22 protein-coding genes are annotated in these 24917 nt (G+C 69.9%); 16 read left to right on the top strand and 6 right to left on the bottom strand.

The window, feature by feature from the left end; all coding sequences use genetic code 11:
- Positions 1-53 precede the first annotated feature (53 nt).
- The 3 genes from ACSVDD_RS13960 to ctaD are packed head-to-tail and all read left to right on the top strand — an operon-like array spanning position 54 to position 3538.
- Positions 54-971: an NAD(P)/FAD-dependent oxidoreductase gene (locus ACSVDD_RS13960; protein WP_448189965.1), complete on the top strand. Its 918-nt coding sequence runs from the start codon at positions 54-56 to the stop codon at positions 969-971.
- Between the two features lie 60 nt (positions 972-1031).
- Positions 1032-1910: a cytochrome c oxidase subunit II gene (gene coxB, locus ACSVDD_RS13955; protein WP_448189964.1), complete on the top strand. Its 879-nt coding sequence runs from the start codon at positions 1032-1034 to the stop codon at positions 1908-1910.
- A gap of 11 nt (positions 1911-1921) precedes the next feature.
- A complete protein-coding gene (gene ctaD / locus ACSVDD_RS13950; RefSeq protein WP_448189963.1) occupies positions 1922-3538 on the top strand; it encodes a cytochrome c oxidase subunit I in 1617 nt (538 codons plus the stop codon).
- Between the two features lie 83 nt (positions 3539-3621).
- Here the strand turns inward: ctaD and ACSVDD_RS13945 are convergent, their stop codons facing one another.
- Entirely contained in the window at positions 3622-3993 is a 372-nt protein-coding gene (locus ACSVDD_RS13945) for a chaperone modulator CbpM (RefSeq protein WP_448189962.1), read from the bottom strand.
- On the bottom strand, positions 3990-4937 hold the full coding sequence (locus ACSVDD_RS13940) for a DnaJ C-terminal domain-containing protein (protein ID WP_448189961.1): 948 nt from the start codon (positions 4935-4937) through the stop codon (positions 3990-3992). The genes ACSVDD_RS13945 and ACSVDD_RS13940 overlap by 4 nt, the downstream gene beginning before the upstream one ends.
- Before the next feature lie 104 nt (positions 4938-5041).
- Here ACSVDD_RS13940 and ACSVDD_RS13935 point away from each other — a divergent pair, with 104 nt between their 5' ends.
- The 4 genes from ACSVDD_RS13935 to ACSVDD_RS13920 all read left to right on the top strand — a co-directional run bounded on the left by ACSVDD_RS13935 (position 5042) and on the right by ACSVDD_RS13920 (position 8849).
- A complete protein-coding gene (locus ACSVDD_RS13935; RefSeq protein ID WP_448189960.1) occupies positions 5042-6016 on the top strand; it encodes a zinc metalloprotease HtpX in 975 nt (324 codons plus the stop codon).
- A gap of 138 nt (positions 6017-6154) precedes the next feature.
- Positions 6155-6928, top strand: a complete 774-nt coding sequence (locus tag ACSVDD_RS13930) for a ferredoxin--NADP reductase (RefSeq protein ID WP_448189959.1) — start codon at positions 6155-6157, stop codon at positions 6926-6928.
- Between the two features lie 84 nt (positions 6929-7012).
- Complete coding sequence (locus ACSVDD_RS13925) at positions 7013-8179, top strand: HAMP domain-containing protein (RefSeq protein WP_448189958.1); 1167 nt, start codon at positions 7013-7015, stop codon at positions 8177-8179.
- Between the two features lie 91 nt (positions 8180-8270).
- On the top strand, positions 8271-8849 hold the full coding sequence (locus ACSVDD_RS13920; RefSeq protein ID WP_448189957.1) for a cytochrome b: 579 nt from the start codon (positions 8271-8273) through the stop codon (positions 8847-8849).
- 152 nt (positions 8850-9001) lie between these two features.
- On the opposite strand, the gene ACSVDD_RS13915 is transcribed toward ACSVDD_RS13920, so the two are convergent.
- Positions 9002-9322 carry a hypothetical protein gene (locus ACSVDD_RS13915; RefSeq protein WP_448189956.1) on the bottom strand — a complete coding sequence of 107 codons (321 nt, stop codon included), beginning with the start codon at positions 9320-9322 and terminating at the stop codon, positions 9002-9004.
- 48 nt (positions 9323-9370) lie between these two features.
- Positions 9371-10495, bottom strand: a complete 1125-nt coding sequence (locus tag ACSVDD_RS13910; protein ID WP_448189955.1) for a DNA topoisomerase IB — start codon at positions 10493-10495, stop codon at positions 9371-9373.
- Between the two features lie 76 nt (positions 10496-10571).
- Here ACSVDD_RS13910 and ACSVDD_RS13905 point away from each other — a divergent pair, with 76 nt between their 5' ends.
- Both ACSVDD_RS13905 and ACSVDD_RS13900 read left to right on the top strand, forming a co-directional pair.
- Complete coding sequence (locus ACSVDD_RS13905) at positions 10572-10841, top strand: hypothetical protein (protein ID WP_448189954.1); 270 nt, start codon at positions 10572-10574, stop codon at positions 10839-10841.
- Positions 10842-11058: 217 nt separating this feature from the next.
- Complete coding sequence (locus tag ACSVDD_RS13900; protein WP_448189953.1) at positions 11059-12684, top strand: alpha-glucosidase; 1626 nt, start codon at positions 11059-11061, stop codon at positions 12682-12684.
- On the opposite strand, the gene ACSVDD_RS13895 is transcribed toward ACSVDD_RS13900, so the two are convergent.
- Positions 12681-13301, bottom strand: coding sequence for a glutathione S-transferase family protein (locus ACSVDD_RS13895; RefSeq protein WP_448189952.1), 621 nt, complete (start codon positions 13299-13301; stop codon positions 12681-12683). The two genes, ACSVDD_RS13900 and ACSVDD_RS13895, sit on opposite strands and share 4 nt — an antisense overlap.
- A 134-nt stretch (positions 13302-13435) precedes the next feature.
- Between ACSVDD_RS13895 and ACSVDD_RS13890 the strand changes: the two genes are divergently transcribed.
- A complete protein-coding gene (locus ACSVDD_RS13890; RefSeq protein WP_448189951.1) occupies positions 13436-14290 on the top strand; it encodes a hypothetical protein in 855 nt (284 codons plus the stop codon).
- A gap of 6 nt (positions 14291-14296) precedes the next feature.
- On the opposite strand, the gene ACSVDD_RS13885 is transcribed toward ACSVDD_RS13890, so the two are convergent.
- Complete coding sequence (locus ACSVDD_RS13885; RefSeq protein ID WP_448189950.1) at positions 14297-15211, bottom strand: EboA domain-containing protein; 915 nt, start codon at positions 15209-15211, stop codon at positions 14297-14299.
- Positions 15212-15360: 149 nt separating this feature from the next.
- Here ACSVDD_RS13885 and ACSVDD_RS13880 point away from each other — a divergent pair, with 149 nt between their 5' ends.
- From ACSVDD_RS13880 to ACSVDD_RS13855, 6 genes are all read left to right on the top strand, one after another.
- Positions 15361-17196 carry an extracellular solute-binding protein gene (locus ACSVDD_RS13880; protein WP_448189949.1) on the top strand — a complete coding sequence of 612 codons (1836 nt, stop codon included), beginning with the start codon at positions 15361-15363 and terminating at the stop codon, positions 17194-17196.
- 116 nt (positions 17197-17312) lie between these two features.
- On the top strand, positions 17313-17777 hold the full coding sequence (locus tag ACSVDD_RS13875; protein ID WP_448189948.1) for a response regulator: 465 nt from the start codon (positions 17313-17315) through the stop codon (positions 17775-17777).
- 23 nt (positions 17778-17800) lie between these two features.
- On the top strand, positions 17801-18727 hold the full coding sequence (locus ACSVDD_RS13870) for an NAD-dependent epimerase/dehydratase family protein (protein ID WP_448189947.1): 927 nt from the start codon (positions 17801-17803) through the stop codon (positions 18725-18727).
- Positions 18715-19560: a glycoside hydrolase family 191 protein gene (locus ACSVDD_RS13865; protein ID WP_448189946.1), complete on the top strand. Its 846-nt coding sequence runs from the start codon at positions 18715-18717 to the stop codon at positions 19558-19560. The genes ACSVDD_RS13870 and ACSVDD_RS13865 overlap by 13 nt, the downstream gene beginning before the upstream one ends.
- Positions 19557-21830 carry a polysaccharide deacetylase family protein gene (locus ACSVDD_RS13860; protein WP_448189945.1) on the top strand — a complete coding sequence of 758 codons (2274 nt, stop codon included), beginning with the start codon at positions 19557-19559 and terminating at the stop codon, positions 21828-21830. The genes ACSVDD_RS13865 and ACSVDD_RS13860 overlap by 4 nt, the downstream gene beginning before the upstream one ends.
- A gap of 3 nt (positions 21831-21833) precedes the next feature.
- The gene (locus ACSVDD_RS13855) at positions 21834-24899 is read left to right on the top strand and encodes a tetratricopeptide repeat protein (protein WP_448189944.1); all 3066 of its coding nucleotides are present in this window, start codon (positions 21834-21836) and stop codon (positions 24897-24899) included.
- The last annotated feature ends 18 nt before the right edge of the window (positions 24900-24917 follow it).

Below are 24917 nucleotides of genomic sequence, written 5' to 3'. Positions count from 1 at the left end.
GGTGTTCCCGTAGCGACACCTGTCATGAACTCCGAGATGGCGGACACCCGCGCATGACCGAGGCGCCTCTGGACGTTGTGGTCATCGGCGGCGGGCCGGCCGGGCTGACCGCCGCTATCTACTTGGCGCGCTACCGCCGCCGCTTTCTGGTGATCGACGCCGGGGCGCCGCGCGCCGCCTGGATCCCGCTGTCGCACAACCACGCCGGCTTCCCGGACGGCATCACCGGAATGGACCTGCTGGGCCGGATGCGGATGCAGGCCAAGCGCTACGGCGCGCCGGTCGAGCGCGGCTGCGTCGCCTCGCTGCAAAAGCGCGGCGGCCTGTTCGTCGCCCGCACCGAGGCGGGGGATGAGGTGGCCGCCCGCACCGCCATCATGGCGACCGGCGTCATCGACGTGGAGCCGGTGCTGCCAAACCTCTACCAAGCGGTGCAGCGGGGACTGGTCCGCCATTGCCCGATCTGCGACGCCTTCGAGGTGATCGGCCAGCGCGTCGGCGTCATCGGTCACGGCGCGCAAGGGGTGGGCGAGGCGCTGTGGATGCGTACGTACACCGACGACATAACGCTGCTGACGCTGGGCGACCCGCTCGGTCTGTCCGACGCGGAGCGGCGCCGCTTGGCCGCGATGAACGTCCGCGCCGTCGAGGAACCGGTGACCGAGGTGCACACGGAGGCCGGACGCATCGCCGCACTGACCACCGCCGCGGGCGAGCGGCTGGTCTTCGACACGCTGTATTCGGCATTGGGCGCCGTGCCGCGGACGGACCTGGCCAAGCCGGTGGGCGCCGGGCTGGGCGAGACGGGGCGGTTTGCGGTAGACGCCCACTGCCGCACCGACGTGGACGGCCTGTTCGCCATCGGCGACGTGGTGGAGGGGCTGAACCAGATCTCCGTCGCCATGGGGCACGCGGCGGTGGCGGCGGTCGCCATTCACCGGAAGATGCTGAAGGAAGAAGCGCTTCTGTAACTTTCCTGCACCTCGGCTGTTCAGCGCTCAAGCAAGGAATCCGTGGTGCGGGAGGATCGAGTGAGAACCGCGAAAGGATGGGCCGCAGCGGCCCTTTGGACGGCCCTGACCGGAAGCGCGTTCGCGCAGGACGGCGCGCCGCCGGTGATCGGCGAACCGCATCCCTGGCAGCTCTGGCACCAGACGGCGGTGACGCCGGTGATGGAGATGATGAGCAGCTTCCATCACCTGCTGCTGTGGATCATGGTCGCCATCGTGGTGCTGGTGATCGGGCTGCTGGGCGTGGTCATGCTGCGCTTCAACGCCAAGCGCAACCCGGTGCCGTCGCGAACCGCGCACAACACGCTGATCGAAGTGCTGTGGACCGTGGTGCCGGTGATCGTCCTGGTGGTGATCGCCGTGCCGTCGTTCCGCCTGCTGTATTTCGCCGACCGCACCCACCAGGCGGAGATGACGCTGAAGGTCACCGGCCGGCAATGGTACTGGGATTACGAATACCCGGACCAGGGCGGCTTCACCTTCTCCTCCATCATGATCCCGCCCGAGGACGTCAAGCCTCCGCAGCGCCGGCTGCTGGACGTGGACAATCACGTGGTGCTGCCGGTCGACACCAACATCCGCATTCTGGTCACCGGCGGCGACGTCATCCATTCCTGGTCGGTGCCGGCCATGGGCATCAAGCACGACGCCGTCCCCGGCCGCAACAACGAGACGTGGATGCGCATCGAGCGGCCGGGCATCTACTACGGGCAGTGCTCGCAGATCTGCGGCGTGAACCACGCCTTCATGCCGATCGAGATCGAGGCGGTGCCGAAGGACCGCTTCACCCAATGGGCCGCCGGGAAGAAGCAGGCCATGCTGGCGCCCCAGATGGCGCCCCGGACGGCGCCGCACACCGAAATCGCCGAACGCGCCGACACGCGCGCAACCGTTGAGTGAGAGAGGCTGCGATGGCCGAGCAACGCGAGACGCACGTCCACCCCCACCCACACGACCTCGACCACGGTCATGACCACAAGCCGGCCTTCGTGCAGCGCTGGCTGTTCTCGACCAACCACAAGGACATCGGAACGCTGTATCTGGTGTTCGCGCTGGTGGCGGGCATCGCCGGTCTGGCGCTGTCCGGCATCATCCGTGCGGAGTTGCAGAACCCCGGCCTGCAGATCGTGTCCAGTGGCCAGACGTGGAACGTGGTGTCCACGGCGCATGGCCTGATCATGATCTTCTTCGTGGTCATGCCGGCGCTGATCGGCGGTTTCGGCAACTGGTTCGTGCCGATCATGATCGGCGCGCCGGACATGGCGTTCCCGCGCCTCAACAACATCAGCTTCTGGCTGCTGGTACCGGCGTTCTGCCTGCTGTTCGGCTCGGTCTTCGTGGACCCCGGAGCGGGGACCGGCTGGACGATCTACCCGCCGCTCTCCTCGGCCTCGGGGCATCCCGGACCGTCCGTCGACATGGCGATCTTCGCCCTGCATCTGGCGGGGGCGTCGTCGGTGCTGGGCGCCGTCAACTTCATCACGACGATCTTCAACATGCGCGCGCCGGGCATGACGCTGCACAAGATGCCGCTGTTCGTCTGGGGCATGCTGGTGACGGCGTTCCTGCTGCTGCTGGCGGTGCCGGTGCTGGGCGGCGCCATCACCATGCTGCTGACCGACCGCAATTTCGGCACCACCTTCTTCAACCCCGAGGGCGGCGGCGATCCGCTGCTGTTCCAGCACCTGTTCTGGTTCTTCGGCCACCCCGAAGTCTACATCATGATCCTGCCGGGGTTCGGCATCATCAGCCAGGTGATCTCGACCTTTTCCAAGAAGCCGGTCTTCGGCTATCTGGGCATGGCCTACGCGATGGTCGCCATCGGCGTCGTCGGCTTCGTGGTGTGGGCGCACCACATGTTCACCACCGGCCTCAACGTCGACACGCGCGCCTATTTCACGGCGGCGACGATGATCATCGCGGTGCCGACCGGCATCAAGATCTTTTCCTGGATCGCCACCATGTGGGGTGGCTCCATCGAGTTCAAGACGCCGATGCTCTTCGCGCTGGGCTTCATCGTGCTGTTCACCATCGGCGGCGTGTCGGGCGTGGTGCTGGCCAATGGTGGCCTCGACATCTCGCTGCACGACACCTATTACGTCATCGCGCACTTCCACTATGTGTTGTCGCTGGGTGCGGTATTCTCGATCTTCGCCGGCTGGTATTACTGGATCGGCAAGATGAGCGGGCGCCAGTACCCGGAGTTCTGGGGCAAGGTGCATTTCTGGCTGACCTTCATCGGCGCCAACCTGACCTTCTTCCCGCAGCATTTCCTGGGCGTCGCCGGCATGCCGCGCCGCATCCCGGACTACCCCGACGCGTTCCACGCCTGGAACCTGATATCGTCGCTTGGCTCTTACGTGTCGTTCACCGGGCACATCATCTTCATCGCCACGGCGATCTACACGATCTGGTACGGCAAGCGGGTCGGAGCGAACTATTGGGGCGAGGGCGCCACGACGCTGGAGTGGACCCTCAGCAGTCCGCCGCCCTACCACCAGTTCGAGCGGCTGCCGCAGGTGAAATAATCCCTCTTCCGCCCCGGGAGAGGGAGGGGCTCACGCGCAGCGTGGGAGGGTGAGGGTAAATTCAAGGATCCTTGGATTTACCCTCACCCGGCGCCTTCGGCGCCACCCTCTCCCGGGGCGGGAGAGGGTTCGTCCCCCCGCCGCATTTCCGCGGCCAGGGCGTCGCGCGCGTCGGGGGGCAGGCGGGCGATGGCATCGGCCAGCAGCGACAGCCGGCGGCGCAGCCCGTGCACGGTGTCGAGCAGCGACAACACCACCGGCACCGCCTCGTCGTTGACGTCCATGTCGTGGCGCAGGTCGCAGATCAACTCGATCCGCGCCACGTCGATCTCGCTGAAGGTCCAGCCGGTGCCCTCGTGGTGCGGGCGGACCCAGTGCCGCTCGATCCACAGCGTCAGGTCGCCGGAGGTGGCGCGCCGGCAGTTCGCCAGCACCTCGTCGAAGCCGATGCTCATCCACTGACCTCCATCCCGCGGCGCGGGTCGTAGCCGGCGGGCGGCGTCCAACTCTTGACGAACTCCTCCAGCGCCGGGTCGGGCGGATCGGGCAGGGCGATGCGCAGCGTCACGTACTGGTCGCCGCGCGTGCCCTTCTGCGGGTCGGCGATGCCCTTGCCCTTCAGGCGCAGCACGGTGCCGTTGTTGGCCCCCTTGGGCACGCTGAGCATCACCGCTCCGTCGATGGTCGGCACGCGCACCTTGGTCCCCAGCACCGCCTCGGCCAGCGTCACCGGCAGGTCGAGGCGCACGTCGCCGCCGTCGCGCCGGAAGAAGGGATGCGGGCGCACCTGCACGGTGATCAGCGCGTCCCCGGCCGGCCCGCCGCCGACGCCCGGCAGCCCCTGGCCCTTGAGGCGGACGGTGCCGCCGTCCTCCAGCCCGGCGGGCAGGTCGATGTCCAGCGTGCGGCCATCGGGCATGGTCACCCGGTGCTTGCCGCCCTTGACCGCGTCGAGGAAGTCGAGCGGCAGCGTCAGGCTGAGATTGCCGCCTTTCATCCACATGCCGGCATCGCTACCCCCACGGCCGCCCCTCCGGCCGCCCCCAAAGCCGCGCCCGCCGAACAGGTCGGCGAAGACGTGCTCCAGATCGTCGTCGGCCATGGCGTCGGCGCCGTGGTACTGCGTTCCGCCGGGGCCGCCGGCGTAGTCGCGGTAATAGTGCCGCTGCGGGCGTTCCTGCCCATCGGCGTCGATCTCGCCGCGGTCGAAGCGCGCCCGCTTCTCCGGGTCGGAGAGCAGGTCGTTCGCGGCGGTGATCTCCTTGAACCGCAATTCGGCGTCGGCTTTGCCGGGGTTGAGGTCGGGGTGATACTTCTTGGCGAGCTTGCGGTACGCCTTGCGGATCTCGTCCGCCGAGGCGGTCTTGGATACGCCGAGGATCTCGTAGGGATTGCTCATGGTGTGCATCGCAAAAGCAGGTCAGGTCCCGCTCTGGCATGTGCGTCCGCAATTCAGCAATTCAAGTGGGTGAAATCGTCGGCGGCTGCCCCAAAATATCCGGCATGCGCACGATACCGACCAATACCGCGGCGGCCACGGTGCATCGACGCCACAAGACGATGAACCTGCTGCACTCCCTGCTGCTGCTGGGCGGCATGGTGGGGCTGCTGACGCTGTGCGGCTGGATCGTCGCGGGCGGGGAGGGCGTGCTGTGGGCCTTTGCCGCTGGGGCGTTCAGCCTGCTGTTCAGCCCGCGGGTGTCGCCGCGCCTGGTGCTGAGCATGTTTGGCGCCCGCCGCCTGTCCTACGCCGAAGCACCCCGCCTGTTCGAGGTGGTGGACGCCCTGTCGCGGCGCGCCGCGCTGCCCAGGGCGCCGGACATTCACTACATCGCCAGCCCGATGCTGAACGCCTTCACGGTCGGCAGCCGCGATCAGGCGGCCGTCGCCATCACCGACGGCCTGCTGCGCGAGTTGACCCTGCGCGAGTTGGCCGGCGTGCTGGCGCACGAGATCAGCCACGTCCGCAACAACGACCTGTGGGTGATGGGCCTCGCCGACATGGTGGCGAGCCTGACCCGCTTCATGGCGCTGTTCGGCACGGCGCTGCTGGTGGTCAATCTGCCGCTGATGCTGATGGAGCAGGAGGGCGTGTCCTGGACGCTGGTGCTGCTGCTGACCCTGGCGCCGACCGCCGGGGCGCTGCTGCAACTGGCGCTGTCGCGCACCCGCGAGTACGACGCCGACCTCGACGCCGCCCACCTGACCGGCGACCCGGAGGGCGTGGCCTCGGCGCTGTCGCGCATCGACCGGCTGCAAGGGCATGTTTGGGAAGGCGCGATGCTGCCCGGCGGCCGGTCGCGCGGCGGGCCGTCGCTGCTGCGCACCCACCCCGACACCGCGGAGCGCGTCCGCCGCCTGATGGAACTGCGCACCCCGCCGCCGGTGCTGCCGGGGCTGGAGGCGCTGCCCATCCACTTGCCGTTCCCGCACGCCCGCCGCCGCCCGCGCTATCGGGTCAGCGGGTACTGGTACTGATCCACAGATATTTGCGCTAAAACCGCTGTTCCAATAAGGCCAAAAAATCTTGTGAATTGTTCGATATTGACGCGCCGGGTAGTGGGCTAATATTCATTCGTCGTTGTGCGGTGCCATAAAAAACGGACATCTGGCTTCATGAGCAACCTGATCACGGAACGTGTGCTGCGCGTGCATCATTGGACCGACACGCTGTTCAGCTTCCAAACCACGCGCGACCAGTCGTTCCGCTTCGAGAACGGGCAGTTCACGATGATCGGGGTGGAGGTCGGCGGCAAGCCGCTGCTGCGCGCCTATTCCCTGGCCAGCGCCAACTACGAGGACACGCTGGAGTTCTTCTCCATCAAGGTGGAGGACGGCCCGCTGACCTCGCGCCTCCAGCACCTGAAGGAAGGCGACCCGATCATCATCAGCCGCAAGGCGACGGGCACGCTGCTGGTGGACAACCTGCTGCCGGGCAAGACTTTGTACCTGCTGTCGACCGGCACCGGGCTGGCGCCGTTCCTCAGTATCATCAAGGACCCCGAGGTGTACGGGCGCTTCGAGCGCATCGTGCTGACGCACACCTGCCGCACGGTGGATGAGCTGGCCTACCAGGAAATTATCAAGGAGGCGCTGCCGGGGAACGAATACTTCGGCGACGAGGTGCGCGCGAAGCTGGTCTATTACCCGACCGTGACGCGCGAGGCGTTCCACACCCAGGGCCGCATCACCGACCTGATCCGCTCCGGCCAGTTCTTCGACGATGTCGGCACCACGCCCTTCGATCCGGAGAACGACCGGGTGATGCTCTGCGGCAGCCCCGGCATGCTGGCCGACACGGTGGACCTGCTGGAGGAGCGCGGCTTCGCCGAGGGCTCCAGCGGCGAGCCGGGCCATTACGTGGTCGAGAAGGCGTTCGTCGAGCGCTGAGGCGAACGCTGAGACATTTGGCCTTCTGGACAAGCGGCCCGTTGCTTCCCTAGAACAGAGGCGGGCCGCAACTCCAGGACAGCCATGACCTTCGAACGCCGGATTCTTCTGCTCGTCGCCGCGCTGCTGGTGCTGGCCGTCGCGGCAACGTCCGTGGCGCTGACCTGGGGAGCCCGCGGCGCGCTGCTCGACCGCACGCGCGCCGAAGCGGAACGCGCCGCCGGGCGTCTCGCCCACGCCGCGGCGCTGGCGCGCACCGTTCCGGCCGAGGCCGAGGCCGCCGTTGCCGAGCAGATGGTGGCGCAGGCGGCGCTGGCCGCGCAGTACGCCGCCTCCGCCGAGGCCGCCAAGCTGCCGGTCAAGGCGGTCGCCGACCGCCTCAAGTCGGTGGTGGACGGCACCGCGCTCAAGGACATTCTGGTCACCGACTCCCGCGGCAAGGTCGTGCTGGGCAGCACGCCGGGGCAGGACTTCACCTTCACGCCGGACGGCAAGACCGCGGCGTTCTACGGGCTGCTCGGCCGCAACCCGGCGGTGGTCGTGCAGCCGGCGGCCCGGCGCGAGGACGGCCGCACCGTGAAAAGCGTCGGCGTCGCCGGCGTGGACAAGCCGCGCATCGTCCAGGTCACCGCCGACGTGTCCCGCCTGAGCGAGATCACCCGCCGCCTCGGCATGGAGCGCGCCGTCGAGGATGCGCTGGCCGGCGGTGCCGTGGCCGTCTGGGTGCTGGGGGGCGACACCGCCGTCCTGACGCGCGGCGGAAGCGCCGAGGCGCAGCTCTCGCGGGCCGAACTGGACGCGGCGAAGGCCGCGAAGGGGCGCCCGCATGCCGTGGCGGACGGCGGCGTGCTGACCGCGGTGGCGGCGGTCGAGGGTGGCGGGGCGGCGCTGGTGCGGTTGCCGCTGCCGGGCCTGCCGATGACTCTGTGGGCCGGGCTGCTGGTCGGCGCGCTGGCGGTTGTCGGCGGCGTGTGGGCGGTGTGGCTGGCGCTGCGGCGGCAGACGGAAGCGCTGGCGCGGCTGACCGGTGCGGCGACGGCGCTGGAGAACGGGCGCTTCAACCCCTTCACGCTGGACCCGTTGCGTGAGCGGCCGGACGAGGTCGGCCGGCTGGCCCGCGCCTTCCGCGCCATGGCCGGTGCCATCGACGCGCGCGAACAGGGGTTGGAGGCCGAGTTGCTGGTCCGCGCCGCCAAGCTGGAGGAAACCGCCGAGAAGCAGAAGGGTGAGCCGGCGGTGGTGGACCCCTGACCCGTATCGTCAAGCGGGGCCGTTCAGGCTGGGTTCAGGCAGTGGAGGCTAGGGTCGCGGCGATCCGCTGACCGGCGAGGGAGAAAGATCCGTGACCGACCATGTTTCCAAGACCCGCTACGACCTCGTGGCGCAGGCGCTGCATTGGGGGACGGCGCTGGCGATCATCGCCGCCTTCATCCTGATCCAGGTGATCGAAGGCATGCCCAAGGGGGACCAGCGCTCGTTCCTGATGGGCATTCACAAGTCGCTGGGCGTGACCGCGCTGGCCCTGGTGCTGGTGCGGGTGGTCTGGCGCCACCTCAATCCGCCGCCCGCGGCGCCGGCCATGCCCGGTTGGATGGAGATGGCCAGCCGCTGGGGGCATGTGGCGCTCTACGCGCTGATGGTGGCGGTGCCGATGGTGGGCATGGTGATGTCGTGGTCGGCCGGGCGGCCCATCGGCGTGTTCGGCCTGTTCACGCTGCCCGATCTGCTGCCGCCGAACCCCGCCCTCAAGAAAGGCGCCGAGGAAGTGCACGAGGTGCTGGGCAACATGATCCTGATCCTTGCCGGAGCGCACGCCGGGGCGGCGCTGTTCCACCAGTACGTGCTGAAGGACGGCGTGCTGGCGCGCATGCTGCCGTGGGGTAAAAACCCTCTCCCCGCTGGGGAGAGGGTGGCCCGATAGGGCCTCTCGCGCTGGCTTTGCCAGCGCTGACGGCGGCAGGCGGATCGAAGATCCGCTGAGAGCCGGGTGAGGGGGTTTTCGGGGGACAGAAGACGTTCGCGACGCGGGCCCCCCTCACCCTAACCCTCTCCCCAGAGGGGAGAGGGGATTATTCAATGCCGTGACGCTTTGTGATCGCCGTGGGCGCGTTTCTCGGCGGTGTCGCGGCCGATCAGCTTGTTGAAGTTGGAGCCTTCCTCGTAGAGCAGCGCCAGCTTCGACTCATCGAACTGTTTGAAGAATTCCGACCATTCGATCTCTTCCAGCTCGTTGTGATCCGACTGTTGGGCCTTGGGGAACATCAGGCGCAGCAGGCCGACGCCGGTCTTGCGGTTCCTGGCTTGGCCGTGCGTGCTCTTGACGACGGCCGGCTTGCCGCCGTGCCGCTCGGCCCAGTGGCGGATCTCCTCGTGGTCGGTGGTGGTCTTGGCCATGGTGGCCTCCCTTTTTCGGTGGGAACCCAGGGAGTCGAACAGCCGGGCTCAGCCGGCGTTGCGCCGCCGTGAGGACTCGCGCGCGCGGGTCGCCTGCTCGCGCTCCAGACGCTCGTGCAGGAAGGCCAGCACCGCGGCCTCCGCGCCGTTCAGGCCGGACAGTTCGTCGCGCAGCTCCTCCTCCACCTCGGCCTTCAAGGCGTCCAGCAGATTGCCTTCCAGGTAGGCGTCGAGCACCTCGGGGTGGACGTAGCTCTTGCGGCAGACGCTGGTGGTGTTGCCGAGGCGGGCGGCGACCTGCTCGATGGCGCGGGTGATGTTGCGCTTGGCCTTGGCCTTGCTGTCGAAGCTCTCGAACTCCTTCAGCGCCAGGGCGGCCAGCACCGTTCCGGCCCAGGTGCGGAAGTCCTTGGCGGTGAAATCCTCGCCGGTGATGGCGCGCAGATAGCCGTTCACGTCGCCCGAGGTGATGGCGTGGCGCTGGCCGTCGTCGCCGATGTACTGGAACAGCTCGTCGCCCGGCACGTCGCGGCAGGCGCGCACGACGCGGGCGAGGCGGCGGTCCTTCAGTTCGACGTTCCACACCTTGCCGGATTTGCCCTTGAACGCGAAGCGGATCTGCGCGCCGTCGATCTCCGCGTGCCGGTCGCGCAGCGTGGTCAGGCCGTAGCTGCGGTTCTCGCGCGCGTAGGTCTCGTTGCCGATGCGGATCAGCGTGGTCTCCAGCAGGCGCACGACGGTCGCCAGCACCTTGTCGCGCGGCAGGCCGGGGCGCGACAGATCCTCCTCGACGCGGGCGCGGATCGCCGGCAGCGCCCGGCAGAACTCCAGCATGCGGCCGAACTTGGTGCCCTCGCGCTGCTCGGTCCAGCGCGGGTGGTAGCGGTACTGCTTGCGGCCCTTGGCGTCGCGCCCGGTGGCCTGGATGTGGCCGCCCGGGTCCGGGCAGATCCACACGTCGGTGTAGGCCGGCGGGATCGCCAGTTTGCGGATGCGCGCCAGCGTGTCCTCCTCGGTCACCGTGGCGCCGTCCGGCCATTTGTAGGTGAAACCCTTGCCGGACCGGCGCCGGCGGATGCCCGCCTCCTCGTCGGAGACGTAGGTCAGCCCGGCGCAGGCGGCGGCCTGCTGCGGGTCGGCATTGTCGGGGAGAGGCGGTGTGCGAACGTCCATAAGGTGAGTCAACGGACCGCGCCGCCGCTTGTTGCCGTTATGATATCGTGCCGCACCGCAACAAGGAGCCGAGGCCATGGAAGAGACGAAGCTGACCGCCGCCCTGCCGAACCTCGACGTGCAGATCGTCCACCGCGCGTACCCCGATGAAAACGCCGAGGCGATCTCGATCACCTTCAAGGCGACGCCGGACTTCGAGACGGTGGGCAAGATGCTGGCGCCGAACCTGCCGCTGCTGGTGCTGTGGGCGGCGCCCATGCAGGCGTGGGGTGCGATGATGCAGCAGGCCTGGGCGCCGTGGCTGAACGCGGCGGGGGTGTCGGCGAAGCTGCTGGAGCGGAAGTAAATTCCCTCTCCCCTCCGGGGAGAGGGAGGGACCCACGCGAAGCGTGGGAGGGTGAGGGTAAATCCAAGAATTCTTGCGCGACCCTCACCCGGCCGCTTCGCGGCCACCCTCTCCCGGGACGGGAGAGGGTTTACCCGGTGACCATTTCCGGCCGTTAGCCAATCGTTAGAGGTAGAGGCGCAGCCTTCCGCGTGGTGTCCCGCGCGGAGGGTGGTCCTTGGCGAACGCGTCTTCCTGGCTGCACGGCGCAGCCCTCTACCAGATCTACCCGTTGAGTTTCCTCGACGGAAATGGCGACGGCTGGGGCGACCTGGAGGGCGTGCTGGCCGGGCTCGACCACGTCGCGTCGCTGGGGGTGGACGGGGTCTGGCTATGCCCGTTCTACCCGTCGCCGCTGAAGGATTTCGGCTACGATGTCGCCGACCACCGCGCCGTGGACCCGCGCATGGGCGACCTTGCCGGCTTCGACCGGGTGCTGGAGCGGGCGCACGCGCTGGGGCTCAAGGTGCTGGTCGATCTGGTGTGCGGCCACACCTCCGACAAGCACCCGTGGTTCGAAGCGTCGCGCCGGTCCCGCACGGGAGACCACGCGGAGTGGTATGTCTGGGCCGACGCCAGGCCCGATGGCTCGCCGCCCAACAACTGGCTGTCGGTGTTCGGCGGCGGGGCGTGGAGTTGGGAGCCGCGGCGGCGCCAGTACTACCTGCACCATTTCCTGCCCAGCCAGCCGGCGCTCAACCTGCACAACGAGGCGTGCCTCCAGGGCGTAATGGACACCGCGACGTTCTGGCTGGAGCGCGGGGTGGACGGCTTCCGCATCGACGCGGTGGACTTCTTCGCGCACGACCCGCTGCTGCGCTCCAACCCCGCGGCGCCGTGGCGGGCGGCCGAGCCGCCGCTGAAGCCCTTCGCGCTCCAGCGCCACCACTACGACATGATGCACCCGGCGGTGCGGCCGATCCTGGAACGGCTGCGCGCCACGGTGGACCGTTATCCGGGCAGGGTCCTGCTGGGCGAACTGTCCAGCCAGCCCGGCGCCGGGCAGCGCATTGCCGACTACACGGCACCGGGGCGGCTGGACGCCGCCTACAGCCTCAGCCTCGCCAAGCAGCCATTCTCCGCCAAGGCGCTGGCGCAGGCGCTGACCGGCACGCCGGACGCGCAGGCGATCTGCTGGAGCTTCTCCAACCACGACGTCGAGCGCGCGGTGAGCCGGTGGCTGCCCGCGGGCGCCGAGCGTGAGCGGTTCGCGGCGCTGCTCGCCGTGCTGTTCTGTGCGCTGCCCGGCACGCTGTGCCTGTACCAGGGCGAGGAACTGGCGTTGCCGCAGGCCGAACTGCCGCGAGACCGCCTGCGCGACCCGTTCGGGATCAACTACTGGCCGGAGTTCAAGGGCCGCGACGGTGCCCGCACGCCACTGCCCTGGCGCGCGGCGGCGCCCAACGCCGGCTTCAGCGCGGCGGCCGAGGCATGGCTGCCGGTGCCGGACGCGCACCGCCCGCTCAGCGTCGATGCGCAGGAGCGCCGGCCGGGCAGCCCGCTGGAGCTGTGGCGCGCGGCGCTCCGCCTGCGCCGGAATCACCGGGCGCTGGTGGCCGGCAATCTCTCGGCGGTGGAGGAGAAGGGCGACGTGCTGGCCTTCGAGCGCACCGCCGATGGCGAGAGCCTGCTGGCGGTGTTCAACCTCGCCGACCGGCCGGCGGAGTACATTTTGAGGCGCAAGCCGGGGCTGGTGCCATGCAATGTGCCGCGCGTCCCCGGCGTGCCGGCCGCCGAGATCACCCCCGACGGCCGGACGCTGGTGCTGCCGCCGCTGGGGGCGTTTCTCGGGCTTAAGAGTTAACCGACATCGGCCTGCGGCATCAGCTCGTACTGCGGCTTGACGCCGGGCAGGGCGCGGAAGCGCTCGCGCCACGCGGCGACGTTGGGGTAAGCCGTGAGGTCGATGGCCGACTCGTCGGCGAGGTCGATCCACGGGAAGGCGAAGATGTCGGCGATGGTGACGCGCCCGCCTTCCAGGAACTCTTTGCCGGCCAACTGCTGGTCCAACTGCGTCAAGCCGTTGGCGGCCTGGGCGTCCACCCAAGGCCATGCCGCCGGGTCCTGGTTGAAGCGGCGGGCGGCGCGGGCGCGCTGCACCGGCAGCAGCACGTCGGCCAGCCACGACAGCCAGTCCTGCAAGCGCAGCTTCTCCGCCGTGTCGCGTCCGCCGAACTGGCCGGTCTGTTCGGCCAGATAGGTGAGGATCGGCCCGGATTCGCCCAGCGCGACGTCGCCGTGCACCAGCGCCGGCACCCGGCCGAAGCGGGTGATCGCGAGGTATTCGGGGGTCTTCTGCTGCTTGGCCTTGAGGTCGATGTGCCGGTAGGCGAAGGGCACGCCGGCCATGGTCAGAAACAGCACGATGCGAGTCGCCGGCTGCGAGACGAAATTGCCGTATACGGTGAATGTGTCGCTCACGGAATAGTCCTTCCCTGCTTTGCGTTGGTCGAAATACCCCCGATAGCGGTTCGGGAGAGGTAGCGTGGAACACCCGGGCCGATACCGGGTTCAGTTTACAGGTTCTTTCCTCGTCGCCATCGGAGAAAGGCCGCATGTCTTCCGTGCAGTCCGTCGATCCGCTTTCCGCCCGCCCCGCCGGGGCGTGCTTCCCGTTGCTGTGTCCCGCTGCGGTCGCGGCGGCGCTGGCCGCGGCGCTGGCCGGGCACGCCGCCGCCGGTGCGCACCCGCCCGACGAGGCGGCGGGCCTCGCCTGGATCCTCCTGGCGGCGGCGGCTCTGGGGGCCGGTGGCGGCGTGTTGCAGGCGCACGTGCCGGGACGGGCCGCAGCCGGGCTGGTCGGGGTGCTGCTGCTGGGCGCCATGGCCTCGGCGACGCAGGCGTCCGTCGCCGCGGGAGCGTTCGCCGCCCTGGCCGGCGCGATGCTGGCGGCGCTGCATCTGGGCGGCGACCGGCACCGGTGGCTGGGGCCGCTGCTGTCCGGGCTGGCGTTCGGGCTGCTGTTCCTGCTGGGGGCGGCGGAGAACCCGGCGGCGCTGGCCGCCGCGGCACCGGCGGCGCTGGCGCCGTTCTGCTATGGCGCGGCGTTCGGCGTCATCCGGCACGGGCCGGCGTGGGGTGGCGACCAGCGGCCGGCGCTGCTGGCGATCGGGCTGCTGCTGGCGGCGCTGCTGCTGCCGCTGGGGCTGGGTTGGTTCGGCGATTACGCGGGGATGAGCGCCTTGCCCTTCGCGGCGGTGCTGACGTGGTGGGTGCTGCCGGACTTCCTGTGGGGGGCGAGCGACCCCCGCCCGCTGCCGGTGCAGACGGCGCTGACCGCCGGGCGGCTGTCCGCCCCGGCGCTGGCCGCGGCGCTGGCCGCCGGATTCAGCGGGCTGGTCGTCGGGTTGACGCTGCTGCTGCTGGTGCCGCTCGCCGGGTTGCTGGAGCGTGCGCTGGGCGGGCGGTGAGCCTCGTCACCCCACAGCCCGCAGCGACGGCGAACCCGACGCCAGACGGTCCCAGGTCAAGCGCCCGGTGCGGATCGCCTCGGCCAGTTCGGGGCGCCGGGCGAGGGCTTCCGCGGCGTGCGGGTCGCGGCTGTGCGCCAGCGCCAGGGCCGCCGCCATCGCCATCTCGACGTTCGGGCCGTCCAACTCCGCCGCCAACTCGTCCACCACGTTGTTGCACACCTTGTCGCCGGCCGCCTGCCACATGCAGACGGGCACGCGCTGGCCGGTCTGGCGGCGCTGGCGGGCGAAGTCGCGCAGCTCATGGGCGAGCACGGCGTTGGCGCGCCGCTCCAGCCCGACGATGCCGGCCATCGGCACCCCGAGGAACGCCGCCTTGAGGATCATGCGGTTCCAGCCCGTCTCGTCGAAATGGTCGGCGGGGTAGGGGTTGAACAGCGCCACCGCTTCGAACAGGGCGTGGTCGTCGGCGCGCAACGCCTCCAGCGCCCAGGTCCGCTGCCGCTCGGGATAGGGCAGCAGCGGCAGCGCCCGGTACAGCGCCGCCACCTGGGCGCGGTCGCCGCTGCGCAGCAGCCGCGCCAGCATGTCGCCGTAGCTGTCCCCGTCGCTGTCGTCGTAGACCAGCAGCAGCGTCGTCCGCGCCGCCTGATCGGCCGTCCACAGCGTCGGGCACCAGCCGGCGCGCGCCCGCTCGGCTTGCGTGCGGTCTTCAGGGCGCAGCCGCAGCGCCGCAGTCCCGACGGTGCGCGGAACCTGCGCGAACGCGGTGAAGAAGACGCCGTCCGGGGCGGCGTCGTTCAGCGCGTCGCGCATGCGGTCCAGCCAGTCCACCCCCTCCGGCGGTGCCGCCGCCTTCAGCCATTGACGAAGCAGCATCAGCACGTGTTGGGTATCGACGGGATGGTACGGTTGTGGCATGGCGGGCGCTCCCGAAGGAACTTACGGTGGCCGGATAACCGTGGGCTGGCCCGTATGGTTCCGAAAGGGGAATGGGAGAGTGCGCGGTACTACCCCATAGTACAAAGCAACAGTACAAAGAATGCGCGAGCAGGCGAGGGAGAAGCGGAATGCGACGGACGGCGCTGGCGTTGGGAATGGGGTTGTTTGTGAGCGTGGCCGGCGTGGCGTGGGCGGCGCCGCAGCATGGCATCGCGCTCTACGGCGAGCCGAAATACGGCCCCGGCTTCGGCCACTTCGACTACGTCAATCCCGACGCCCCGAAGGGCGGCAAGGTGACGCTGGCGGCCATCGGCTCGTTCGACACGCTGAACCCCTATACCCTCAAGGGGGCGGCGGCGGCCGGGCTGGCGTTCACCTACGACACGCTGACCACCAGTTCCGCCGACGAGGTGTCGGTCGAGTACGGCTTGCTGGCCGAGAGCATCGAAATCCCGGAGGACCGCTCCTGGGTCGCCTACGTGCTGCGGCCGGAGGCGCGCTGGCACGACGGCAAGCCGGTGACCGCCGAGGACGTCGTCTTCTCCTTCAAGACGCTGACCGACAGCCACCCCTTCTACAAGAGCTACTATTCCCCCGTCGCCAAGGTGGAGGCGGAGGGCGAGCGGCGCGTGCGCTTCACCTTCAAGCCGGGCGACAATCGCGAGTTGCCGCTGATCGTCGGCCAGTTGCCGGTGCTGCCCAAGCATTACTGGGAGGGCAAGACCTTCTCGCAGACGACGCTGGAGCCGCCGCTGGGCAGCGGGCCGTACAAGATCGCCTCGGTCGATCCCGGCCGCACCATCACCTATGAGCGCGTCGCCGATTATTGGGGCAAGGACCTGCCGGTCAACCGCGGGCGTTACAATTTCGCGACCATTGCCATGGAGTACTACCGCGACACCACGGTGGCGTTTCAGGGCTTCCGCGGCGGGGTGATCGATTTCCGCCAGGAGAACTCGGCCAAGAACTGGGCGACCGGCTACGATTTCCCCGCCGTCAAGGAGGGGAAGGTGAAGGTCGAGGAGATCCCCAACAAGGTCCCCGCCGGCATGCAGGCCTATGTGTTCAACACCCGCCGAGCGGTGTTCGCCGACCCCAAGGTGAGGCAGGCCATCGGCTACGCCTTCGACTTCGAGTGGGCCAACGAGACGCTGTTCCACAAGGCGTACAAGCGCACCGACAGCTATTTCGAGAACTCCGATCTGGCGTCCAAGGGCCTGCCGGGGCCGCTGGAGCTGGAGCTGCTGGAGCCGCTGCGCAACCAGATCCCGGCGGAGGTCTTCACCAAGCATTACGAGCCGCCGAAGACCGAAGGCCCGCAGGGCATCCGCAAGAACCTGCTGGAGGCCAAGCACCTGCTGGACGCGGCCGGCTGGGAGGTGAAGAACGGCGTGCGCGTCGATCCCAAGACGGGCAAGCCGCTGGCCTTCGAGATCCTGCTGGACGAACCGACCTTCGAGCGCGTCACGCTGCCCTTCATCGAGAACCTCAAGCGCCTGGGCATCCAGGCCAGCCTGCGCTCGGTGGACGCCTCGCAGTACGAGAACCGCGTCCGCGACTTCGACTTCGACATGATCGTCGGCCAGTGGCCGCAGTCGCTGTCGCCCGGCAACGAGCAGCGTGACTTTTTCGGGTCGGACAGCGCCAACCGACCGGGCAGCCGCAATCTGGCGGGCATCCGCAACCCGGCGGTGGATCAGCTGATCGATGCCGTCGTCCGCGCCGGCAGCATGGAGGATCTGCGCGCCGCCGTGGCCGCGCTGGACCGCGTGCTGCTGTGGAACCACTACGTCGTTCCGCACTGGTACAACGGCACCTTCCGCGTCGGCTATTGGACGAGGCTGAAGCGGCCGGCCACCACGCCGCCCTATTCGCTGTCCTTCGATGCGTGGTGGGTGGACGGCAACGCGCTGGCCCAGGGCGCATCCGGGCAGAACGGGGCGCCGGCTCCGGTGGCGCGCTGATCCGCCGCAACTCAAAGCCGTGTTTTCCACTTGGCGGTGCGGAACGCGGTAACGTGCCGTTAACTAAGATTTGCGAGAAACTTGTCGTACGTTCTATGAATAGGGAAGCGAACGGCATGGACTCGCTGACACCCGATCGCCCTGCCGCCGGGCACCTTAAGCTGATGGGTGGTTTGGACATGGACACTGTCGAGCAGGCCCGCACAATCCTCGTGGTCGAGGACAACGTGCTCATGCGCAAGCTCTTCGTTCGCTGCCTGGAGGAAGGCGGCTACACCGTCATCGAGGCGGAGGATCCGCGCGACGTGGTGGAGCTGATGCTGGACGCCACGCCGGAACTGGTGGTGATGGACATCGTCATGCCCGGCATGTCGGGGGTGGAACTGATCAAGCTGATCCGCGCCGACGCGCGTCTGGCGGGCACCCCGGTTCTGGCGGTGACCAATCTCGCCACCCCGGCGGACAAGCGGCGGCTTGCCGACGCCGGCTTTAACGGCCATGTGTCGAAGCCGATCAAGCCCAAGGACTTCCTCGCCAGCGTCGGGACCTTCTTCGGCGTCGCGGCGGCGGAAACGACCTGACACACCAGCGGAGCGGACATTCCATGGCGCGTTACCTTGTCACCGGTGGCTGCGGATTCATCGGATCGCACCTGATCGAGCGGTTGCTGGCGGCCGGGCATGAGGTGCGCGTCCTCGACGATCTGTCGACCGGCAAGCGCGAGAACCTGCCCGCCGGTGTTCCCGTCACCGTCGGCAACGTCGCCGACGCGGCGGCCGTGGACGCGGTGATGCAGGGCGTGGACGGCTGCTTCCACCTCGCCGCCGTCGCCTCGGTCGAGCGTTCGCGCGAGGCGTGGCTGGAGACGCACCACGCCAACCTGTCCGGCACCATCGCCGTGTTCGACGCGACGCGGCGTGCCAAAGCCGGCGGCCCGGTGCCGGTGGTGTACGCCTCGTCGGCCGCGGTGTACGGCGACAACCCGACCATGCCGCTGACCGAGGAGTCCGCGACGCGCCCGCTGTCCGCCTACGGCGCCGACAAGCTGGGCTGCGAGCTGCACGCCCGCGTCGCCGACGGGGTGCACGGGGTGCCGGCCACGGGGTTCCGCTTCTTCAACGTCTACGGGCCGCGGCAGGACCCGAAATCGCCCTATTCCGGCGTCATCTCCATCTTCGCCGGCCGCATCGCGCGCGGCGAAGGCATCACCATCAACGGCGACGGCGAGCAGGTGCGCGACTTCATCTACGTGAAGGACCTCGTGCGCTGCCTGACCGCCGCCATGGACCGGCCGCAGCCGGGCGCCCCGGTCTACAACGTGTGCACGGGCGTCGCGACGTCGGTGAACCGGCTGGCCGAGGTGCTGGCCGACCTGTCCGGCCGGCCGCTTCAGCGCACCTATGGGCCGGCGCGGGCCGGTGACATCCGCGTGTCCATCGGCGACCCGGCGCGGCTGATCGCCGCCTTCGGCACGGCCTGCCAGACCTCCCTGGAGGATGGTCTGCGGGACACGCTGGCATGGCTGGGGTGAGACGGGCGCTCGCGGCGGCGGTTCTCGGTGTGATGTTGACAGCGCCGTCCGTCCTCCGGGCCGAGACTCCCTGGGTGGTGTATTACGCCGACAAGGAGCCGCCCTCCGTCTTCGAGCCCTACACCCTCGTCGTCCTCGACAGCGAACACCACCCGCCGCTGCGTCCGCTCAAGGACCGCGGCAAGCGGCTGCTCGGCTACATCAGCCTGGGCGAGGTGGAGAGCCACCGGCCGTGGTTCGAGACGGTGAAGGCTTGGGGCATCCTGTCGGCCGAGAACCCCAACTGGCCCGGCAGCTTCTACGTGGATGTGCGCGACAAGCGCTGGGTCGAGCTGGTGGTGGCGGAGCTGGTGCCGGCGATCCTGCACCGTGGCTTCGACGGGGTGTTCCTCGACACGCTCGACAACCCGCCGCACCTGGAGCGCACCGACCCCAAGACGTATGCCGGGATGACGGACGCGGCGGCGCGGCTGGTCAAGACGCTGCGCCGGCACTTTCCGGGCATCCGCATCATGCAGAACCGGGGGTACGAGCTGCTGCCGGAGACCGCCGGGGCGATCGACTACGCGCTGGGCGAGTCCGTCACCTCCGGCTGGGACTTCCAGGCCGGCACCGCGCACCCGCAGCCGGAAGCGGACCGGGCGTTCCAGGTGGATGCTCTGAAGGCCGCCAAGCGCCTCAATCCGGCGCTGGAGGTGATGACGCTCGATTATTGGGACCCGAAGGACGCGGACGGCGTCGCCAAGCTCTACGCCACCGAGCGCAACGAAGGCTTTTCGCCGTACGTCTCGACGGTCGAGCTGGACCGCGTGCTGCCGGAGCCGAAGCGGTGAGGGGGGCGTCCGTCTTCCGGGCGTTGCTCCTTGCCGTCGTCCTGCTCGTCACCCTCGCCGCGCCGCCCTTGGCGGGAACCGTCCCGCGCACCATCCTGGCGCTGTACGACGGGCGTGAGGAGAAGACGCTCAAGCTCTCGCGCATCCACTCCATGGCGGAGATGCCGCTCAACCACCTCGGGCTGACGGTGGTTTACTGGGACGTGGCGAACGGCCTGCCGGACCCGGCCGCCTACCCGGATCTGCGCGGCGTGATCACCTGGTTCGCCGGAGATCCGTTCGACGACCCGCCGGCCTACGTGTCCTGGGTGGGCGGGCTGATGGACCGCGGCGTGCGCGTCGCCGTGCTCGGCCAGTTCGGCGTGCGGGCGGCGCATGGCGGCAAGGCGATGCCGCTGGCGCTGGTCAACCGCTTCCTTGGGCGCTTCGGTCTGCGCGACGACGAGGGGTATTCCGACCTCACCTACCGCTCGCGCCCCATCGTGCAGGACCCTGACATGGTCGGGTTCGAGCGCACGCTGAACGGCGTGCTGCCCGGCTATCCGCTGTTGCGCAAGCTGGACGACCGCGTCACCTCGCACCTCGTGCTGCGGCGCGGCGGCGATCCGGCGACCGACAGTCACCTGATCGTCACCGGCCCCAGGGGCGGGCTGGTGGTGGAGGGCTACGGCCGCTACTTCGACCCGGAGTTCCTGCGCAAGCGCTGGATCGTCGATCCCTTCGCCTTCTTCCGCCGCAGCTTCACCACCGACGATTTGCCCAAGCCGGACGTCACCACGCTGTCCGGCCGGCGGATGTACTTCAGCCATGTGGACGGCGACGGCTGGCGCAACGTCACGGAAATGAAGCCCTACGCCGAGAAGAAGCTGATCGCCGCCGAAGTGGTGCTGAAGGAGGCGGTCGAGGCGCACCCCGACCTGCCGGTCACCATCGCCCCAATCGTCGGCGACCTGGACGCCGCGTGGAAGGGGACGCCGCAGTCGCTGGGCGCCGCCCGGCGCCTGTTCGCGCTGCCGCAGGTCGAACCGGCCAGCCACACCTGGACGCACCCGTTCTTCTGGGGCTTCTTCAAGGGCCACGACCCGGCGCGCGCCGAACCCGCCCCGCCCAAGGAAGAGCCGAAGGAGGACAGCGGCTTCCTCTCCCGCCTGCTGAAGGGCCGCAAGGTCGACGCCGACGACAGCGTCGGCGAGGTGGCGGAAGCCGCTGCCGGTGCCGCCGACATGGGCAAGTACACGGTGCCGCGCGCCTACCTGCAAACCCCCTTCGACCTGGGGCAGGAGATCGGCGGCTCGCTGGACTACCTGTCCAAGCTGGCGCCCGAGGCCAAGCCGGCGCGGCTCATCCAATGGTCGGGCGACACCTCGCCCTTCGAAGCGGCGGTGGCCGAGACGCGGCGTGCCGGGGCGCGCAACATGAACGGCGGCGACACGCGCTACGACGCCGAGTACCCATCGGTCACCTCGGTTTCGCCGGTCGGCATCGCGGTGGGGGCGGAGCGGCAGATCTACGCCGCGGCCAGCAACGAGAACACCTACACCGATCTGTGGACCAACCGCTTCTTCGGCTTCCAGAACCTCGTCCACACGCTGCGCAACACCGAGACGCCGGTGCGGCTGAAGCCCTTCAACATCTACTACCACATGTATTCCGGCCAGAAGCTGGCCAGCGTCCACGCGCTCCGCAGGAACCTGGAGTTCGCCGAAGCGTCCGAACTGGCGCCGGTCACCGCCGCCACCTACGCCGCCATGGCCGAGGGGTTCTACACCGCGAAACTGCTGGCGGAGGGCGAGGGGCGCTGGCGGGTGGCGGACCGCGGCGCCTTGTCGACGCTGCGCTTCGACCGGGCGGTGTTCAAGGCGGTGGACTTCGACCGCTCGACCGGCGTGCTCGGCCAGCGCCACCACCAGGGCAGCCTCTACGTGGCGCTCGACCCGGACGTGGCGGAGCCGGTGGTGGCGCTGGCCGGTCTGGACCGCGGCGACATCGACCCGCCCGCACCCCGGCCCTATCTGGTGCACGGGCGCTGGGCCTTGGCCGGATTGCGCATGGAGGGCGAGGGGTTCACGGTGCGCGCCCAGGGCTTCGGCCCCGGCGCCATGGTCTGGCATGTGCCGGCCGCCGGGCGTTTCGAGGTGACCGCCGAGCGCGACGGCCGGACGCTGTGGCGCGGCACGGCGGACGCGGGCACCGACGGCCGCCTGTCCGTCACCGTGGCGGCGCACGCCGAGACACCGCTGACGCTGCGCGTCGCGCGCGTGGGGCGCTAGGCGATGCGCGCCAACCTTCTCGTCGTGGCGCTGGTGCTGGCGTTCGGTGTCGCGATCAGCCTGCTGCTGATCCCGCGCGGCGGCGAACTGGCCTTGCAGCGCTTCCGCGACCAGGATTTCGAACCGGCGCTGGCCGCCTATCAGGCGCGTTTCGAGGCCGGCGAGCGCGGCGCCGGCACGGTGATGCCGCTGACCCGGCTGTCGCTGATGGACGGCAACGTCGAGCGCGCCATCGCGCTCATGGAGGCCTATGTCGCCCGCGAGCCCAACCAGTTGGCCGGGCGCGAGCTGCTCGGCACGCTGTACCAGCACGCCCAGCGCACCGGCGACTATCTGGACAATCTGGAGGCCATCGCGCGCCTCAAGCCGTCCGAGGACGTGTTCCGCGAACTGGCCAACACCTACGGCTTCCACGGCGATTTCGACCGGCAGGCGGAGGCGCTGAAACGCCTGCTGGCGTTCCGCCCCGACGATTTCGCCGCCGTCGTCGACCTCGCCCAGCTGCTTGCCGCGCGCGAGCGTCTGGCCGAGGCGGCCGAGGTGCTGTCCGCCGCCGACGACCGTGCCAACGGGAACATCGAGTACGACGGCCGCGTGCTGCTGACCAGCCTGCTGCACGATCTGGAGCGCACCGACGAGGCGTTCCGCCGCGCCGGGCGCTGGCTGGCCGAGGACCCGCCGACCTATGCGATCCTCAGCCTGACCGGGCTGATGATGGAGATGGGCCGCCCCGACTACGCCCACCGTCTGCTCGCCCCCTTCACCGAGCGCGCCATGCGCGAGCCGCCGCTGGAACTGATGCTGATCGACCTGGAGATCGCCCAGGGCCGGCTGGAAGAGGCGCAGCGCCAGTTGCGCGACTGGCCGGTGCGCAAGCCGGTGGACGATGCCTCGCTGGGCCGCTTCATCGCGCTGGCGATCAACGCCGGGCTGCCACGTCTGGCGCTGGAGCAGGTGCGCGGGCGCGACCCTCACCTGATCCCGGAATGGGCGGTGGTCGGCCTCGTCGAGACGGCGTTCCGGGAACGCGACCGCGCCTTCCTCGACCGCCTGATCGGCGAGTTGGGCGACACCTTCCTCGCCGAGCGTCCGGTGCTGGCCGGCGAAATCGCCCTGGCGCGCGGCGACCGCGAGGGGGCGGCGCGCTGGGCTGGGCGGGCGGCGGAGGACCGTGACCTGACGCTGTCCGAGCACATGGCGGCGGTGCGCCTGCTGGTCCGCGCCGACCGCCGGGAGGCCGCCGTGGCGGCGTTCGACCGACTGGCGCCGGACGCCGGGGCGGCGGACGATCTGCTGGAGGAACTTGGCCTGCTGTTCCTCGACCTCGACCGCGCGGCGCGCGGTCTGGCGTGGTTCGAGGCGCGCCGGGCGGCGCGGCCCTCGGCGTCGGCGGATCTGGGGTGGGTGCGGCTGGCGGCGCGCGCCGGTGACGCGGCGGCGGTCGCCAGGTGGCTCGACGCGCACCCGACGCTCGATGCGGGGCTGCTGCAGGATGTTGCCAACGCCGCCGTGGAGCGCGGCGCCGTGCCGCTGGCGCTCAAGGCCGCAGAGCGGGTGCAGGCGCAGGCACCGACGCCGCGCAGCCGGCTGGCGCTGGCCAACGCGCTGGTCGCCGCCGGCCGGCCCGCGGAGGCGCTGGGCCACCTACGCGCCTTGCGTGACGGCGGTGGGACGGAGGTCGAGGCGCTGTACATCGCCGCTCTGGCCGGCGCCGGGCAGACCGACGAGCTGGCCCGTGCCGTCGGCGCGCGGCTAGCCTCCGACGCGGTGAGCGCCGCGGACAAGGACCAACTCGTCCAGCTCCTGATCGAGCACAAGGCTTACCGGGAGGCGCTGCCGCACCTGCGCGAGCGGGCTGAAACGGGTGGGCTGGAGTGGCTGTACGCCTACGCCGACGCCGCCATGAAGGCCGGCGCCGGGGCGGAGTTGGCGGCCTTCCTCAGCGAGGCGCTGGAGCGGCCGGGGCTCGACCCGAAGACTCGCGACGCCATGGCTTACGCGCTGCTCGACGCCGCCGGGCCGGCCGGCGCGCTGCCCATGCTGAAGAAGTTTGCCGATACGGCACCCGCCGGTCCGTGGGAGGGGCTGTACCGCGAGACGTTGACCAAGCTCGGCCGCAAGGACGAGTTGCGCCGTCACTTGGTGGCGCGTGCCACCGACGACCGGATGCCGGTGCCGGAGCGCCGGGCGCTGGCCTTCTCGCTGCTGGAGTTGGGCGAGAAGGCGGCGGCCGAGGCAACGTTCCGCAAGCTGGCGGCCGGGCAGGGCGTGGACGGGCCGGACGTGCGCCAACTGCTGTTCCTGTGGGGGCCGCGGCCGGGACCGGCGGCGCTTGACTGGCTGGAGGCGCGGGCGCGGGCGGCCAAGCCGGCCGAGCAAGGAGCATGGTTCGACAAGCTGGCCGAGGTCGGCGGCGCCAAGCGCGTCGCTGCGGCGCTCGGGCCCAAGGCGGCGGCTGGGGCGGCGGACGGCGCGCTGCGCGGTTCCTACATCGAGGCGCTGGCGGCGGCCGGCAAGGGTGCGGAATTGGCCGATGCGGTGCGCGCCGCGCTGCCCGATGAGCGCGAGCCGGACAAGTTGCGCCGCTACGCCCGGCTGGCCGAGCGGGAGCGGCAGATGTCCGTGTCCGCCCAGGCGTGGCGGGCGTTGCTGGCGCTGCGGCCGGACGACGGCGAGGCGTTGCGGCAGGTCGGCATGCTCGCCTACGGCGACGCCAAGTTCGCCGACGCCGAACGCGCGCTGGGCCGGTTCCTCGCCACGTCGGACGGTGATTACGAGGCCAACTACTTCATGGGCGAGGCGCTGGTCTCCCAGAAGCGCGCCAAGGAGGCCGAGCCGTTCCAGCGCCGTGCGCTGGCGCAGGTGCAGGCCATGGGCAACCGGAGCGACGCCGTCCGCCAGACCGAGGCCAATCTGCTGCACCGCCTGGGTCGCATTGACGAGTCGGCGGCTTTGTTCGACAAACTGCTGGCCGCCCGCCCCACCGACCGCCAACTGCGAGCCGATTACGCCGCCATGCTCATCGAGAACCGCCGACTGAAGGAGGCGCGCCATGTGCTGGGGCAATGACTCCCTCCCTCGCCCCCG

The sequence above is a fragment of the Azospirillum terrae genome, assembly GCF_053470425.1.
Note: the sequence above shows the minus strand (reverse complement) of the source record. Positions and strands in the feature narration are given on the sequence as shown.